This window comes from Klebsiella sp. CN_Kp066 (assembly GCF_040065135.1).
GTDB classification, from domain to species: Bacteria; Pseudomonadota; Gammaproteobacteria; order Enterobacterales; family Enterobacteriaceae; genus Klebsiella; species Klebsiella oxytoca.
This window is the reverse complement of the sequence record NZ_JBEAIU010000001.1, coordinates 1-13785: the sequence shown is the minus strand read 5'-3', so window position 1 is coordinate 13785 and position 13785 is coordinate 1. Positions and strand designations below refer to the sequence as shown.

The window sequence follows — 13785 nt, the reverse complement described above, 5'->3', positions numbered from 1 at the left end:
AAAATCATGACAACGGCACAACTCGATACGCCTGTCGTCTCCCGCCGCTTCTGGTCCGGGATGACCCTGTTGGTCTGCGCGCTGCTGGTCGCGCCGATGGTCGCCAGCCAGCTCGGCGGCAACTACTGGGTGCGAGTCATCGACTTCGCCCTGCTCTACGTTATGCTGGCGCTGGGGCTGAATATTGTGGTCGGCTACACCGGCCTGCTGGATATGGGCTTTATCGCCTTTTACGCCGTCGGCGCGTATCTGGCGGCGCTGCTGGCCTCGCCGCATCTGCTGGACGTCTTCCCGATTTTAAATAGCTGGTTTCCGGACGGCCTGCACACCTCCTGGCTGGTGATTATTCCGCTCGCCGCGCTGGTGGCGGCAGGCTGCGGTATCGTGCTGGGCGCGCCGACGCTCAAGCTGCGCGGCGACTATCTGGCCATCGTCACCCTCGGGTTCGGTGAAATTATTCGCATCCTGATGCGCAACCTCGACCGTCCGGTCAACATCACCAACGGCGCAAAAGGCATTTCCGGGGTCGATTCGCTGAATCTGTTCGGCCTCAAGTTTAGCGGCGTCTATCACTGGTTTGGCTTTAAAGTCCCGGCGCTGTGGCTGTGGTACTACCTGCTGATGCTGGCGATCGTGGCGATTATTTTCGTCTGCCTGCGGCTACAGCATTCACGCATTGGTCGGGCCTGGCACGCCATCCGCGAGGACGAAGACGTCGCCCGCGCGATGGGCATCAACCTGCGTAACTACAAACTGCTGGCATTCGCTATCGGCGCCTCATTCGGCGGCGTGGCGGGTGCGCTGTTCGGCGCATTTCAGGGCTTTGTTTCGCCGGAATCCTTTACCCTGCAGGAGTCGATTGCGGTCCTGGCGATGGTGGTGCTGGGCGGGATGGGGCACATCCCCGGCGTGATCCTCGGCGCGGTGCTGCTGACCGCGCTGCCGGAGCTGCTGCGCAGCCAGGCGGCGCCGGTACAGCAGGCGCTGTTTGGCGAAGTGCTGATTGACCCGGAAGTATTGCGCCAGCTGTTCTACGGTCTGGCGCTGGTGCTGGTCATGCTGCTGCGCCCGCAGGGCATCTGGCCCGCGCGACATCAAGGAGCAAAAGCATGAGCCTGTTAAGCGTACGCCATATGACCAAGCGTTTCGGCGGTCTGACGGCGGTCGACAACGTATCGCTGAGCATCAACGAGGGCGAAATCTACGGCCTGATTGGCCCCAACGGCGCGGGAAAAACCACCTGTTTTAATCTGATTACCGGGCTTTACCCGGCGGACAGCGGCGAGTTCGCTATCGGCGGCGAAGCCTATTTTCCGAAGAATATTGAGAAAGTGACCGCCGCAGGGATCGCCCGCACTTTTCAGAACGTGCGGCTGTTTAACGACATGTCGGTGCTGGAGAATGTAATGGTGGGCCGCCACGTGCGCACCCGTAATGGCCTGTGGGCCGCGCTCTCCCGCCATAAACGCGCCCGCGCCGAGGAAGCGCAAACCCGCGAGCTGGCCTGGCACCTGCTGGATTATACCGGTATCGCGCAGTTCGCCCACTACCGCGCCTGCGACCTCGCCTACGGCCACCAGCGGCGGCTGGAGATCGCCCGCGCGCTGGCGACCGATCCGCGCCTGTTAGCGCTGGATGAACCAGCGGCCGGGATGAACGCCGCCGAGAAGATGGCCCTTGGCGAACTGCTGCTGCGTATTCGCGACGACGGCAAAACGCTGCTGATGATTGAGCATGACGTCAAGCTGGTGATGGGGATCTGCGATCGCCTGATGGTGCTGGATTACGGCAAAACGTTAACCAGCGGCACGCCGGATAGCGTACGCCGCGATCCGGCGGTGATCGCCGCCTGGCTGGGAGGCAGCGCCCATGTCTGATTTATTAACCGTTAACCAGCTTAGCGTCCACTACGGCGGCATCCAGGCGGTGCGCGACGTCTCATTCAGCGTGAAAGAGAGCGAGCAGACCACGCTTATCGGCGCCAACGGCGCGGGCAAAAGCTCCACCGTCCGCGCCATTACCGGGCTGGAACCCTTTAGCGGCGAAATTCTGTTTAACGGCAAACCGATACGCAAACGCCGGGCCGAATCCCTGCTGCGCGAAGGACTCGTGATGGTGCCGGAAGGACGCGGCATCTTTGCGCGCATGACGGTGCTGGAAAACCTGCAAATGGGCGCCTGGCTACGACGCGACGCGGCGGCGGTAAAACAGGAGATGCGCGCCATCTTCGCTAATTTCCCGCGCCTCGCCGAACGCCAGCATCAGCTGGCGGGGCTGCTCTCCGGCGGCGAACAGCAGCTGCTGGCGCTCAATCGCGCCCTGCTCAGCCAGCCGCGCCTGCTGATCCTCGACGAGCCGTCAATGGGCCTGGCGCCGCTGATGGTCGAGAACATTTTTCGCGTTATCGCCACCCTGCGCCAGCGCGGCGTCGCGCTGTTGCTGATCGAGCAGAACGCACGCCTGGCGCTGGAGGCGACCGACAGCGCCTGGGTGATGGACAGCGGCAGCATCGTCGAACGCGGTCAGTCGCAAACGCTGCTGGCCGACGATCGTATTGCACAGATTTATTTGGGCGAAATGCCCGTTTAACACACCAACCAGCATCAGGGAAAAACAATGAAAACCGTAAAAATCAGCGCGCTCAGCGCCGCTATTCTGCTCAGTGGTTTTGCCTCATCCGCCGCGTGGTCCGCGGCCAGCGAAACCGTCATTATCGGCCTGGCAGGCCCGCTCACCGGCCCTTCCGCGCGTATCGGCAAGGATCTGGAAAACGGCGCGCAGCTGGCGATTGACGATATCAACAAGCAGCACCCGACCATCGGCGGCAAGGCGGTGACCTTCAAGCTGCAATCGGAAGACGATCAGTCCGACCCACGCACCGCCGTCGCCGTCGCCCAGCGTCTGGTGGATAGCGGCGTCGCGGGCGTCGTCGGCCACTGGAACACCGGCACCAGCATTCCCGCTGCGCGGGTTTACCACGATGCGGGCATCGCCCAGGTCGCGCCGGTCGCCACCGGGCACGCCTACACCAAACAGGGTTTCGACACCAGCTTCCGCGTGATGGGCCACGACGATGACGGCGGACAGTTTGCCGGACAGTACGCGGTACAAACCCTGAAGGCCAAACGCATTGCGGTTATTGATGACCGTACCGCCTTCGGCCAGGGGCTGGCGGATGAGTTTATTAAGTCGCTGGAAGCGCAGGGTATCAAAATCGTTGACCGTCAGTATGTCGATGACAAAACCGTCGATTTCAGCGCCGTCCTGACCGCCATCCGCAGCAAAAACGCCGACCTGATTTTCTTCGGCGGCGTCGATAGTCAGGCCGCCCCGCTGGCGCGCCGCATCAAACAGCTGGGCATGAATGCCACCCTGATGGGCGCAGGCGGCTTCGTTAGCCAGACCTTCCTCCAGTTGGCGCAAAAAGAGGGCGACGGCGTGGTGGCGCTGGAGCCGGGACTGCCGGTTGAGCGGATGCCGGGCGGTAAAGCCTTCGAGCAGGCCTACCAGTCACGCTATCACACCCATATCGAACTGCACGCGCCGTTCGCCTATGACGCTACCCGCGTGCTGGTCGCGGCGATGGAAAAAGCCGACTCCGTCGATCCCGCCGACTATCTGCCCGCCCTGCGCGCCATTAACTACGCCGGCGTGACCGGACAAATCGCCTTTGATAAAGAGGGCAACCTGAAATCGCCAACCTTTACCGTTTATAAAGTCGTCGACGGCAAATGGCAGCCGCAAACCGTACTCGGCGGCGCAACAACGAAGTAACGCAGTGAGGCAATGTGATGAGTGATAATAACGAGCTGGGCATTCTCGCCCGCCGCAAAATTGAAGCAGAAATAATCAAGCCGATTTACGACATCCTGGTGCGGGAGATAGGTAAGGCTCGCGCCCAGGCGGTCATCGGCGAAGCGATTGAAAACGCTGCGATTGAGGCGGGGAAAGCCTTTGCCCGCCAGGAGCCGAACGGCGCGGATATTCGCAGCTTTGTCGCGCTGCAGTACCTGTGGGAAAAAGATAACGCCCTGGAGGTCAAGGTACTGGACGCCGACGACCAGCAGTATAACTACAACGTGAACCGCTGCCGCTACGCCGAGATGTACCACGAAATGGGCCTCGGCGAAATTGGCCATCTGCTCTCCTGCGCCCGCGACGATAAGTTTATCGTCGGCTATGCCCCGGATGTGGAGCTGACCCGTACCACCACCATTATGCAGGGCGGAAAGTGCTGCGACTTCCGCTATCGCGTGAAAAAGGATAAGCCATGATAACCGTCAACGGCGCACGTCTGTGGTCGACGCTCAACGAGATGGCGCAGCTCGGCGCCACGCCGGCGGGCGGCGTGACCCGACTGGCGCTTAGCGAAGAGGACCGCCAGGCACGCAATCTGCTGCGCCAGTGGGCGCGTGAAGCTGGCTTCCCCTGCGAAGTCGACAGTATGGGGAATATGTTTATTCGCCGCCGCGGTAAACATTCGCATCTGCCCCCGGTGTTGACCGGTTCGCACGTCGATTCCCAACCGCTCGGCGGCCGCTATGACGGCATTTACGGCGTCCTCGCCGGGCTGGAGGCGCTGCGCACGTTGAACGACCGCGGCATTGCGACCGAACGCGATATCGTGCTGGTGAACTGGACCAACGAAGAAGGGGCGCGCTTTGCCCCGGCGATGCTGGCGTCCGGCGTCTGGGCCGGGCAGTTTAGCGAGTCCTTCGCGCTCGCCCGCGAAGATCGCGACGGCATCAGCGTCGGCGAGGCGCTGGAGGCTATCGGCTATCGCGGGGAGCGTCCTGCCGCCGCCTGCCCGCTCCACGCCTGCTACGAAGTGCATATCGAACAGGGGCCGATTCTGGAAGAAGAAGGCGTTGATATCGGCCTCGTTCACGCGGCAATGGGCCAGCGCTGGTTCAACGTCACCCTGGAGGGCTTTTCCGCCCACGCCGGAACCACGCCGATGGGCAGCCGCCGCGACGCGCTGACCGCCTTCGCCGAGCTGGCGCTGGCGGTGGAGCAAATCGGCATCGCCCATAATCCAGACGGGCGCGCGACTATCGGGATGGCGCAGGTCATTCCGGGATCGCGCAACGTAGTACCGGGAGGCGTGGCGTGCAGCGTCGAATTTCGTCATCCGCAATCCCCGGCGCTGGAAGCCATGGAACGGGCGCTGCATCGTGCCGCTGAAGCGCTGGCGGCGCGCGGCGTGGCGGCAAACGTCGAGCGCATTTTTGATTATGCGCCCATTGCTTTTGATCGCGAGTGTCTGGCGCGCAGCCAGCGAGCGGCGGACGAACTGGGCTATAGCGCGCGAACCATGGTCTCCGGCGCCGGTCACGATACCTGCTATATCAGCAAGGTCGCGCCCGCTAGCATGATTTTCATTCCCTGCGAGAAGGGAATTAGCCACAACGAGGCGGAAAATATTCTGCCCGCGTGGGCCGAGAAAGGGGCTAACGTGCTGCTCAACAGTTTACGCCTTGCCGCCGATGAGCTGCCCGCTCGCAGCGCGACGTAAAACGCGATACAGCCCACGCCAGCCAGGGCCGTGGGCTATTGCCGATCAATGCTTTTTGCGGTTGCGGCGCATATCGATAGTCACCGCCGCGACGATAATGATGCCTTTGATAATATCCTGCACGTAGGCGTCAACGCCGACAAAGGTAAACCCGCTCTTAATCAGGCCGAGGATCATGGCGCCGATTAAAGTGCCGGTGATGCGCCCTACCCCGCCCATCAGGCTGCTGCCGCCGATAACCGCCGCGGCGATCGCATCCAGCTCGTAGGACATTCCCATGCTCGACTGGCCGCTGCTGACGCGCGCCGCCAGCACTACGCCTGCAAGGCCGGAGAGCGCCCCGGCGATGGTATAGACGATCACCAGGTATTTATTCACGTTGATACCGGAGACCTTCGCCGAGGTCATATTGCCGCCGATAGCATAAACGTATTTACCGTAGCGGGTATGCTTCAGGGCGATGTGGAAGACCGCAGCAACGACGAAGAAAATAATCACCGGCATCGCGCCCTGACCGATGGCGGTGAAGCTGTCGGATAAGAAGCTAATCGGGTTGCCCTGAGTGTAATACTGCGCCAGACCGCGCGCCGACACCATCATCCCCAGGGTGGCAATAAACGGCGGGATGCCGGTGCGGGTCACCAGAAAACCGTTGGTTAAGCCGCACAGAAGACCGACGCCGATGCCGGCGCCAATCGGGATTATCGCCGGCATATTGACCAGCGACGGGAACATCGGCGACAGGCTGTCGGAGGTTTGCGCGAGGCTCGCCGCCACCACGGCGGCGAGCGCGATCACCGAACCGGAGGAGAGGTCAATCCCGGTGGTAATAATGACCTGAGTAACCCCGACTGCGATAATACCGATAATCGCTACCTGTAAAACAATTAATATCAGGCGATTGGTGTTTAATAAAAAGGACTGGTCGCGGACGTACCAGCCAGCAATTTCAAAAGTCAGGGCAATCACCAGCATGACGATAAATATGCCGGTATCTTTCGGCAGCCGGTGGCGTAATTGCCCAAAGAAAGAGGGTTTCTCATCGATCGGGGTCGCCGTTATTTTCATATTGCTCATTCTCTGTGCCTCAATGGGATGCCAACGACAAAATGGTTTCCTGATCGGCGTCCTCTTTATCGAGGATGCCGGTAATCCGTCCTTCATGCATCACCATCACCCGGTCGCTCATCCCGAGGATTTCAGGTAATTCAGAAGAAACCATAATGACCGCCACGCCGCGGTTGGCCAGTTCGCTAATCAGATGATATATTTCCGCTTTCGCCCCGACGTCAATTCCGCGGGTCGGCTCATCGAGAATGAGTATTTTCGGCTGAGCCAGCAGCCAGCGGGCAATAAGCACCTTCTGCTGATTGCCGCCGCTAAGGTTATTAATAATCTGATCCATGGTGGGGGTTTTAATATTCAGGCGGCGGATCTGCTCCATGCAGTCCTCGGCCATTTTGAGGTGCTGAACAAAACCGGTTTTACCGATATATTCCGGCATTTTGACGATACTCATATTCTCCAGCACCGACAGTACGAGGAACAGGCCGGACTTTTTGCGGTCTTCCGTCAGCAGCGCCATCCCTTTTTCAATCGCCGTCGAAGGCGAATCAATAGTGACCGGCATACCGTCAATCAGCACTTCGCCGCTATCGGCTTTCTCCATGCCGAACAGGCTTTCCATCACTTCGCTGCGCCCGGCCCCCACCAGCCCCGCCACGCCGAGGATCTCCCCGCGGCGCACGCTAAAGTTGATATCGTGAAAGACCCCCTTGCGCGACAGGTTGCGCACGGTCAGCACCTCTTCGCCAATGGTATTATTGAATTTGGGAAAGAGCTGGGTAAGCTCCCGCCCGACCATCCGGGTAATCAGCGACTGGCGGGTAAACTCGGTGGTAGGTTGACTTCCTACCCAGGTGCCGTCGCGAAATACGCTGATCTCATCGGTAATGGTGAAAATTTCATCCATCTTATGGCTAATATAAATAATGGCTTTTCCCTGCTGGCGTAAATCGCGAATAATGGTAAACAGATGCGCCACTTCGCTCTCAGTTAATGCCGAGGTCGGTTCGTCCATAATCACAATATCCGCATTCCACGAAACCGCTTTGGCAATCTCCACCATCTGCTGGGCGGCGATGCTTAATTCCCCTACCAGGCGATCGGCGGATAAACGAATATTCAGTTTATTCAGTAGTTCCTGAGTCTGCCGGGCAAGCTGGCGATGATCGACGAAACCGTATTTCATCGGCTCGCGGCCGAGCCAGATATTTTCCGCCACCGTCATATGCGGTACCAGATTAAGCTCCTGATGGATCATCGAAATCCCGGAGCGCAGCGCATCCATCGTATCCTGAAACTGGACCGGCTCCCCTTTGACGCGGATCGCGCCCTTATCGGGACGGTAGATCCCGATCAGGCATTTCATCAGCGTGGATTTCCCGGCGCCGTTTTCGCCCATCAGCGCGTGCACCGTCCCCGGGCGCACGCGTAATGAGACGTTGTCGAGCGCCTTCACGCCGGGGAAGAATTTGCTGATCCCTTCGGCTTCAAGTGCAAAAGCGTTCATACTTCACCTCCGTACCCTGAATGACTATTTCTGGTTGCGATTGATGAATTCAGCCATGTTGTCTTTGGTGATCAGCTGGTAAGGGACGTCGATGACCTTTTCCACTTTTTCGCCATTGGCCAGCTTAATAGCGGCATCTACCGCGCCTTCGCCCTGCCCTTTGGCATCCTGGAAAATCGTGGCGATCATCTTGCCGTTTTTAAGCATTTGCAGGGCATCTGGCGTTCCGTCCACCCCGGCAATCAGGATATGGTTGGGGTTTTTCCCCAGCGCCTGCAGCGCGCCGATGGCCATTTCATCGTTATTGGAGGCGATCGCCTGAATGTCTTCGCCGCTGGTCATCCAGTTGCTGACTACGTCAACGGCGTCGTTACGCATAAATTTGGCGGTCTGCTTCTGCACGATTTTGATATCGGGGTATTTCGCCACCACCTCTTCGACCCCTTTGGTCCGGTCGCGGGTCGATTCATTCGCCAGGTCGCCGAGCAGAATGGCGACGTTGCCCTTGCCGTTCATCGCTTTGGCTAGCGCTTCCATCTGTAAGCGCCCCGCCAGCACGGAGTCGGAGCCGACGTAGGCCATTTTATCGGTCAGCTGCGCCTGCGGACGACGGTTAACGAAGATCAGCGGAATGCCCGCTTTGGTCGCCTGGTCCATAATCGGTTTGACCGCGTTGGTATCGACCGGGTTAACGATAATGGCGTCGACGCCCTGGCCAATAAAATTCTGCACCTGCTGTAGCTGCTGCGAGACGTCGCCCTTCGCATCTTCCATCTGTGACTTCACGCCCTCTTTTTGCATCTCTTTTTGCATGGCGGTGCGCAGAATGGTCAGGAAGTTGTCATCAAAAAGCGCCATAGAAACACCGACCGAAATATCTTTCGCCATCACGACCGCTGGCAGCATGCAGGCTATCAAAGAGGCAACAACCGTTTTCTTGATATTCATAGTTGATCCTTTATTCACAGGTACATCGGTTAGGTAAGGTAAAATGAAAAATTAGTTTCATTAATTGTGCATTAAGCGCCTGCTTTTTCAGCGTTTCGGAAAAACAGGCTTCGCGCTACGTCATTTTTTAATGCCGACCGCCATCACAAAATTCAGTTGTTTTAAAATGATTTTCTGAAACATCAGTCCATTTATCACGAGGTGAAAATTACAGACCGTTTATTTCATTAACAACACATATGAAACGTTTATAAGTAAATAACCGAAATGAAAATTTTAAAACTGCGTGTTAACAGAACTTTGACACACATCTAACATTGACGCATAAATGCGCAAAAAATGAGAGGCAGGCGACGGTTTGCCGCCCGGCGCGGCGATAGCGGCAGCGGTTTAAAACGGGACAGGAGATACGGTGTAAAAAGGGATGTCGCCCGGCAGGCCGCGGGCGCTCAGTCGACGTTTTCAGCGCTATAGAGGATAAACTCGACCTTGCCGTCACGAAAGAGATGGGGCTGATAGCCGGTTTCCAGGTGGCGCAGGGCCAGCTCCACCGCCAGCCTGGCATGCTGATGAGGATTTTGATCGACCGTCAACGCCATCCCACCCTGCGCCAGCTGTTCGCGGGTGGTGCTATAGCGTTCATGAGTAATCCAACAGCACTTACCATAACGGCGATGGCGGGCCAGCGCCTGCGCCACCAGACTATTGCCCAGACCGGTATTGTAGATGCCCACCGCGTCGCGGTTACGGTTCAGGGCTTCTTCCAGCAAACGGTCGATCCGCTGCCGGTTATCCTCACCCGCCAGCACCTCACCAAGCTGCAGATGCGGAAAGCGCTGGCTTATCACCTCGCGAAATCCCTGAATCCGCGAGCGGTGGGCGCTGAAATCCTGACGACCGCAGAGCATCAACACTTCCCCGGGCTGATGGGCCATCAGCCCCATCATCATGCCCGCGGTACGTCCCGCCTGCTGCTGATCGATTCCCACATGGCAAAGCCTCTGCGCGCCGGGCAGGTCGGTGACCAGCGTAATTACCGGTACGTTTGCTTCGCGACACTGGCGCAGGGCTTCATAGACCAGCGGATGTTCGTTGCCGAAGACAATTATCGCATGGCGCTTTTTACTGCTGCGAAGAAGGCTTTTCGCCAGTTTTTCCGGGGAGGATTCCGCCACCAGCGTGCGGTGCAGCGTCAGTCGGCGATAGCCAAGGCTATCCGCCACGTCGGCGAAATCCTGCGTCAGGCGAGAGAAAAAGCGCGAGTCGTTAGCGCTCAGGAACACTTCGATTTGCCAGGGCAGACGACGTTCTTCCGGCAAAATACGCTTTAAACCGGCTTCACGCGCCGCCTGCAGCACCCGGCGCGTGGTTTCCGGCGACACGCCGCCGCGTTCGTTAAGCACCCGGTCAACCGTCGCCACGCCCACGCCGATCCGTTTAGCCAGCGCCGCCAGTGAAATGCTTTTCATCGTTCCCCTCACCCATGATGGAAATCCATCAAAACGCCCGTGTTGGTCAGTGTAGCAAACAGATTAATTTGGCAACGCTAAATCCCTCTTTATGGAGAACAAAATGACCTGCATTCGTTTTGCGTTATTAGGCAGCGGTTTTATAGGCCAGGTTCACGCCGCCAACCTCGCTCGCCATGAGCGAACCGTTCTGGCCATGGTGGCAGACGCCGAGCCCGAGCGGGCGAAAACGCTGGCCTCCCGCTACGGCGCGCGGGCAACCACCGTCGCCGAGGCCATCAGTAGCGATGCCATTGATGCGGTGCTCATCGCCAGCTCGACCCCTTCACATGCGGAACTGCTGGAGGCCGCAGCGCGCGCCGGGAAGGCCGTTTACTGCGAAAAACCGATCGACCTTTCGCTGGCCCGTGCGCGCCAGGTTGTCGACAGGGTTTTGCCGCTCGGCGTGCCGGTGACCGTGGGCTTTAACCGCCGCTTTGACGCCAGCCACCAGCAGCTGCGTCGCCAGGTCGAGGCTGGCGTTATCGGTAAAATTGAACTGGTGCAGATGGTGTGCCGGGCATCGGTTATGCCGCCGCTGGCGTATCTGCGCAGCTCCGGCGGCCAGATGCGCGACCAGGCAATCCACTTTTTCGATCTGCTGCGTTTTCTTACCGGCGATGAAGTGACAACGGTTGCCGCCATGGGAGAGGCGCTGGCGCTGCCGGAGCTCGCCGGGATCGGCGATGTCGATACCTCCATTCTCATGCTGCGGATGCGCGGCGGCGCGCTGGCGCAGCTGGACAACACCCGGCGCACCGGCCACGGCTACGATGAACGCATCAGCCTGCTCGGCCCGGAGGGCGTACTGGAGTCCGGCAGTCAGGCCTCGCGCGGCGTGACGCTGTGGCAGGGAGCGCGCTGCATTCAGCCCGGCCTCTATCCGGACTGGTTCAGCCGCGTCGAGGAGTCGTACTACGCGCATCTGGATGCTTTTGTCCGCTCGTCAGGCGGAGAAGAGGAGCCGGACCTGCCGGGGCTGCTGGACGGGCTGCGGGCGCAGGCTATCGCCGAAGCCGCCGTGCTTTCCCTGCAGCAAGGGCAATTTGTCAGCGTCGAACCGCTGGCGTAAAAAAGCCCCGTATGCGGTCGGCATACGGGGCAACGGCGCGCCGTTAACGCTCCTCGTTAAATATTACGCCAATCTGCCGCCGCACTTCATCCATGACGCTCAGGTTTTCCAGAACTCTGGTCAGCGGGCGAATCGGCGAATCCGTGAGCCCTTGCCCCACGCACCAGGCAAAATGTTCGGCCTGATAAAACAGCTGGTCGTAGCGGTTGCGCGGCTCTTCCCAGCGCAGTACCTGTCCCCCCTGGCTGGCGGCGAGGGTAAAATTCCCCGGCGCATAGAATTGCCCGTCAAGGACCAGGGTCGCGTCGCGCCCGGCCACCACCGCGCCGCCCGGCGTATTGCTGAATAGCGTGGTGTTGAGCAATCCCTGTAAGCCGTTTTCCCAGTTAAACAGCATCGAAATTTGCCCATTGATGCCCCTTTGGGCGGGGCGCCCGCGGGCGACAATGTCCTGCGGCACGCCGCCGACCATCACGCTGAATGAGGTCAGATAGCTGCCGAGATCCATCATCGGTCCACCGGCAAGATCGGCATTAAAAATGCGATGATCCGGAGTAAAATATTCACCGTGATCGGCGAGCAGCGTATGCAGATCGCCCAGCGCGCCGTCATCCAGCAGCTGGCGAATCACGTCATATTTCGGCGCGTAATCGCACCACATCGCCTCCATCGCCAGCTTCCCCTGTTTCAGGGCTTCTGCTTTTAGCGCCGCGCCTTCCCGCCGGTTCAGCGCAAACGGCTTTTCAATCAGTACATGTTTGCCCGCCTGCAGAACCCGCAGCCCGTCCGGGAAGTGGTGGTTATGCGGGGTGGCAACGTAAACCGCATCAATATCCGGTCGCGCCAGCATCTCGTCCAGCTGAGCGTAAGCCTGCGGAATCCCCCAGCGGGCGGCAAAGCTATCGGCCTTTTGTTGCGTCCGCGAGGAGACGGCAACCACCCGCTGGCGGCTGAGCTCTTTTAACGATTTCACAAAGCGCTCGGCAATCCAGCCGGGGCCAATAATGGCCCAGCGCAGCGAGGGGATCGCCGCAGCGGCAGGATGGCGCGGTTTCGGTAACTGTGACGGGAACATAGCGGCTCCTTATTTTTATGGGTCTGGCGAGACACTATAAGCAGGCGCTGGAAGGACAAATATCGAATTGATGATGGAATTCCATCATCAATAAATTGCTTGTCAAAATAGCGGGAGTCGCAGATAGTCCGCTGCGACTTATCACTCTCAAGGAATCAGAAATGATAAAAAGTTCGTGGCGTAAAATTGCAATGCTAGCCGCCGTTCCGCTGCTGCTGGCGAGCGGCGCACTGTGGGCCAGTACCGATGCTATCCATCAGAAGCTGACAGATCTCGAGAAGCGTTCAGGCGGCAGGTTGGGCGTGGCGCTAATCAACACGGCAGATAATTCTCAAATCTTATATCGCGGCGACGAGCGTTTTGCCATGTGCAGCACCAGTAAAGTGATGGCCGCCGCCGCGGTATTAAAACAGAGCGAAAGCAATAAAGAGGTGGTAAATAAAAGGCTGGAGATTAACGCAGCCGATTTGGTGGTCTGGAGTCCGATTACCGAAAAACATCTCCAGAGCGGAATGACGCTGGCTGAGCTAAGCGCGGCGACGCTGCAATATAGCGACAATACGGCGATGAATCTGATCATCGGCTACCTTGGCGGGCCGGAAAAAGTCACCGCCTTCGCCCGCAGTATCGGCGATGCCACCTTTCGTCTCGATCGTACGGAGCCCACGCTGAATACCGCCATCCCGGGCGATGAGCGTGATACCAGCACGCCGCTGGCGATGGCTGAAAGCCTACGCAAGCTGACGCTTGGCGATGCGCTGGGCGAACAGCAACGCGCCCAGTTAGTCACCTGGCTGAAAGGCAATACCACCGGCGGGCAAAGCATTCGCGCGGGCCTGCCTGAAAGCTGGGTGGTCGGCGATAAAACCGGCGCCGGAGATTACGGCACCACCAATGATATTGCGGTTATCTGGCCGGAAGATCACGCTCCGCTGGTATTAGTCACCTACTTTACCCAGCCGCAGCAGGATGCGAAAAACCGCAAAGAGGTGTTAGCCGCAGCGGCAAAAATCGTGACCGAAGGGCTTTAAGCCGGGAACAGGCCCGTTCTGCAACACTCTGTACTCTGCTCCCGGGGGCGGCGCTCAACGCGCC

Annotated in this window: 13 protein-coding genes; 8 read left to right on the top strand and 5 right to left on the bottom strand. The window is 59.0% G+C overall.

The window, feature by feature from the left end; all coding sequences use genetic code 11:
• The first annotated feature begins 6 nt into the window (after positions 1–6).
• From ABLV75_RS00065 to ABLV75_RS00040, 6 genes are read left to right on the top strand one after another with little or no spacing between them, the layout of a single operon-like run.
• Entirely contained in the window at positions 7–1113 is a 1107-nt protein-coding gene (locus ABLV75_RS00065; protein WP_004111103.1) for an ABC transporter ATP-binding protein, read from the top strand.
• On the top strand, positions 1110–1877 hold the full coding sequence (locus tag ABLV75_RS00060; RefSeq protein ID WP_016809094.1) for an ABC transporter ATP-binding protein: 768 nt from the start codon (positions 1110–1112) through the stop codon (positions 1875–1877). The genes ABLV75_RS00065 and ABLV75_RS00060 overlap by 4 nt, the downstream gene beginning before the upstream one ends.
• On the top strand, positions 1870–2589 hold the full coding sequence (locus ABLV75_RS00055; protein ID WP_004099871.1) for an ABC transporter ATP-binding protein: 720 nt from the start codon (positions 1870–1872) through the stop codon (positions 2587–2589). Before ABLV75_RS00060 ends, ABLV75_RS00055 begins: the two co-directional genes overlap by 8 nt.
• A gap of 27 nt (positions 2590–2616) precedes the next feature.
• Positions 2617–3774 (top strand): branched-chain amino acid ABC transporter substrate-binding protein, encoded by a 1158-nt coding sequence (locus ABLV75_RS00050; protein ID WP_004099869.1) that lies wholly within the window; start codon positions 2617–2619, stop codon positions 3772–3774.
• Between the two features lie 17 nt (positions 3775–3791).
• Positions 3792–4274, top strand: a complete 483-nt coding sequence (locus tag ABLV75_RS00045; protein ID WP_004099867.1) for an L-2-amino-thiazoline-4-carboxylic acid hydrolase — start codon at positions 3792–3794, stop codon at positions 4272–4274.
• Positions 4271–5515, top strand: a complete 1245-nt coding sequence (locus ABLV75_RS00040) for a Zn-dependent hydrolase (protein WP_004099863.1) — start codon at positions 4271–4273, stop codon at positions 5513–5515. Before ABLV75_RS00045 ends, ABLV75_RS00040 begins: the two co-directional genes overlap by 4 nt.
• A gap of 45 nt (positions 5516–5560) precedes the next feature.
• On the opposite strand, the gene ABLV75_RS00035 is transcribed toward ABLV75_RS00040, so the two are convergent.
• From ABLV75_RS00035 to ABLV75_RS00020, 4 genes are all read right to left on the bottom strand, one after another.
• On the bottom strand, positions 5561–6583 hold the full coding sequence (locus tag ABLV75_RS00035; protein ID WP_024273870.1) for an ABC transporter permease: 1023 nt from the start codon (positions 6581–6583) through the stop codon (positions 5561–5563).
• 19 nt (positions 6584–6602) lie between these two features.
• On the bottom strand, positions 6603–8087 hold the full coding sequence (locus ABLV75_RS00030) for a sugar ABC transporter ATP-binding protein (RefSeq protein WP_004099860.1): 1485 nt from the start codon (positions 8085–8087) through the stop codon (positions 6603–6605).
• A 24-nt stretch (positions 8088–8111) separates the two neighbouring features.
• Complete coding sequence (locus tag ABLV75_RS00025) at positions 8112–9035, bottom strand: sugar ABC transporter substrate-binding protein (protein WP_004099858.1); 924 nt, start codon at positions 9033–9035, stop codon at positions 8112–8114.
• Positions 9036–9484: 449 nt separating this feature from the next.
• Positions 9485–10504, bottom strand: coding sequence for a LacI family DNA-binding transcriptional regulator (locus ABLV75_RS00020; RefSeq protein ID WP_004099857.1), 1020 nt, complete (start codon positions 10502–10504; stop codon positions 9485–9487).
• 103 nt (positions 10505–10607) lie between these two features.
• Between ABLV75_RS00020 and ABLV75_RS00015 the strand changes: the two genes are divergently transcribed.
• Positions 10608–11615: a Gfo/Idh/MocA family oxidoreductase gene (locus ABLV75_RS00015; RefSeq protein WP_004099856.1), complete on the top strand. Its 1008-nt coding sequence runs from the start codon at positions 10608–10610 to the stop codon at positions 11613–11615.
• A gap of 43 nt (positions 11616–11658) precedes the next feature.
• Here the strand turns inward: ABLV75_RS00015 and ABLV75_RS00010 are convergent, their stop codons facing one another.
• Positions 11659–12690, bottom strand: a complete 1032-nt coding sequence (locus tag ABLV75_RS00010; protein ID WP_004099855.1) for a Gfo/Idh/MocA family oxidoreductase — start codon at positions 12688–12690, stop codon at positions 11659–11661.
• Positions 12691–12851: 161 nt separating this feature from the next.
• On the opposite strand from ABLV75_RS00010, the gene ABLV75_RS00005 reads away from it, so the two are divergent.
• A complete protein-coding gene (locus ABLV75_RS00005) occupies positions 12852–13721 on the top strand; it encodes an extended-spectrum class A beta-lactamase OXY-2-4 (RefSeq protein ID WP_004099854.1) in 870 nt (289 codons plus the stop codon).
• Positions 13722–13785: the final 64 nt, after the last annotated feature.

Coding starts and splice junctions, on each gene's coding strand:
- ABLV75_RS00065 (WP_004111103.1), top strand. CDS start 7: ATGACAACGGCACAACTCGATACGCCTGTCGTCTCCCGCCGCTTCTGG.
- ABLV75_RS00060 (WP_016809094.1), top strand. CDS start 1,110: ATGAGCCTGTTAAGCGTACGCCATATGACCAAGCGTTTCGGCGGTCTG.
- ABLV75_RS00055 (WP_004099871.1), top strand. CDS start 1,870: ATGTCTGATTTATTAACCGTTAACCAGCTTAGCGTCCACTACGGCGGC.
- ABLV75_RS00050 (WP_004099869.1), top strand. CDS start 2,617: ATGAAAACCGTAAAAATCAGCGCGCTCAGCGCCGCTATTCTGCTCAGT.
- ABLV75_RS00045 (WP_004099867.1), top strand. CDS start 3,792: ATGAGTGATAATAACGAGCTGGGCATTCTCGCCCGCCGCAAAATTGAA.
- ABLV75_RS00040 (WP_004099863.1), top strand. CDS start 4,271: ATGATAACCGTCAACGGCGCACGTCTGTGGTCGACGCTCAACGAGATG.
- ABLV75_RS00035 (WP_024273870.1), bottom strand. CDS start 6,583: ATGAAAATAACGGCGACCCCGATCGATGAGAAACCCTCTTTCTTTGGG.
- ABLV75_RS00030 (WP_004099860.1), bottom strand. CDS start 8,087: ATGAACGCTTTTGCACTTGAAGCCGAAGGGATCAGCAAATTCTTCCCC.
- ABLV75_RS00025 (WP_004099858.1), bottom strand. CDS start 9,035: ATGAATATCAAGAAAACGGTTGTTGCCTCTTTGATAGCCTGCATGCTG.
- ABLV75_RS00020 (WP_004099857.1), bottom strand. CDS start 10,504: ATGAAAAGCATTTCACTGGCGGCGCTGGCTAAACGGATCGGCGTGGGC.
- ABLV75_RS00015 (WP_004099856.1), top strand. CDS start 10,608: ATGACCTGCATTCGTTTTGCGTTATTAGGCAGCGGTTTTATAGGCCAG.
- ABLV75_RS00010 (WP_004099855.1), bottom strand. CDS start 12,690: ATGTTCCCGTCACAGTTACCGAAACCGCGCCATCCTGCCGCTGCGGCG.
- ABLV75_RS00005 (WP_004099854.1), top strand. CDS start 12,852: ATGATAAAAAGTTCGTGGCGTAAAATTGCAATGCTAGCCGCCGTTCCG.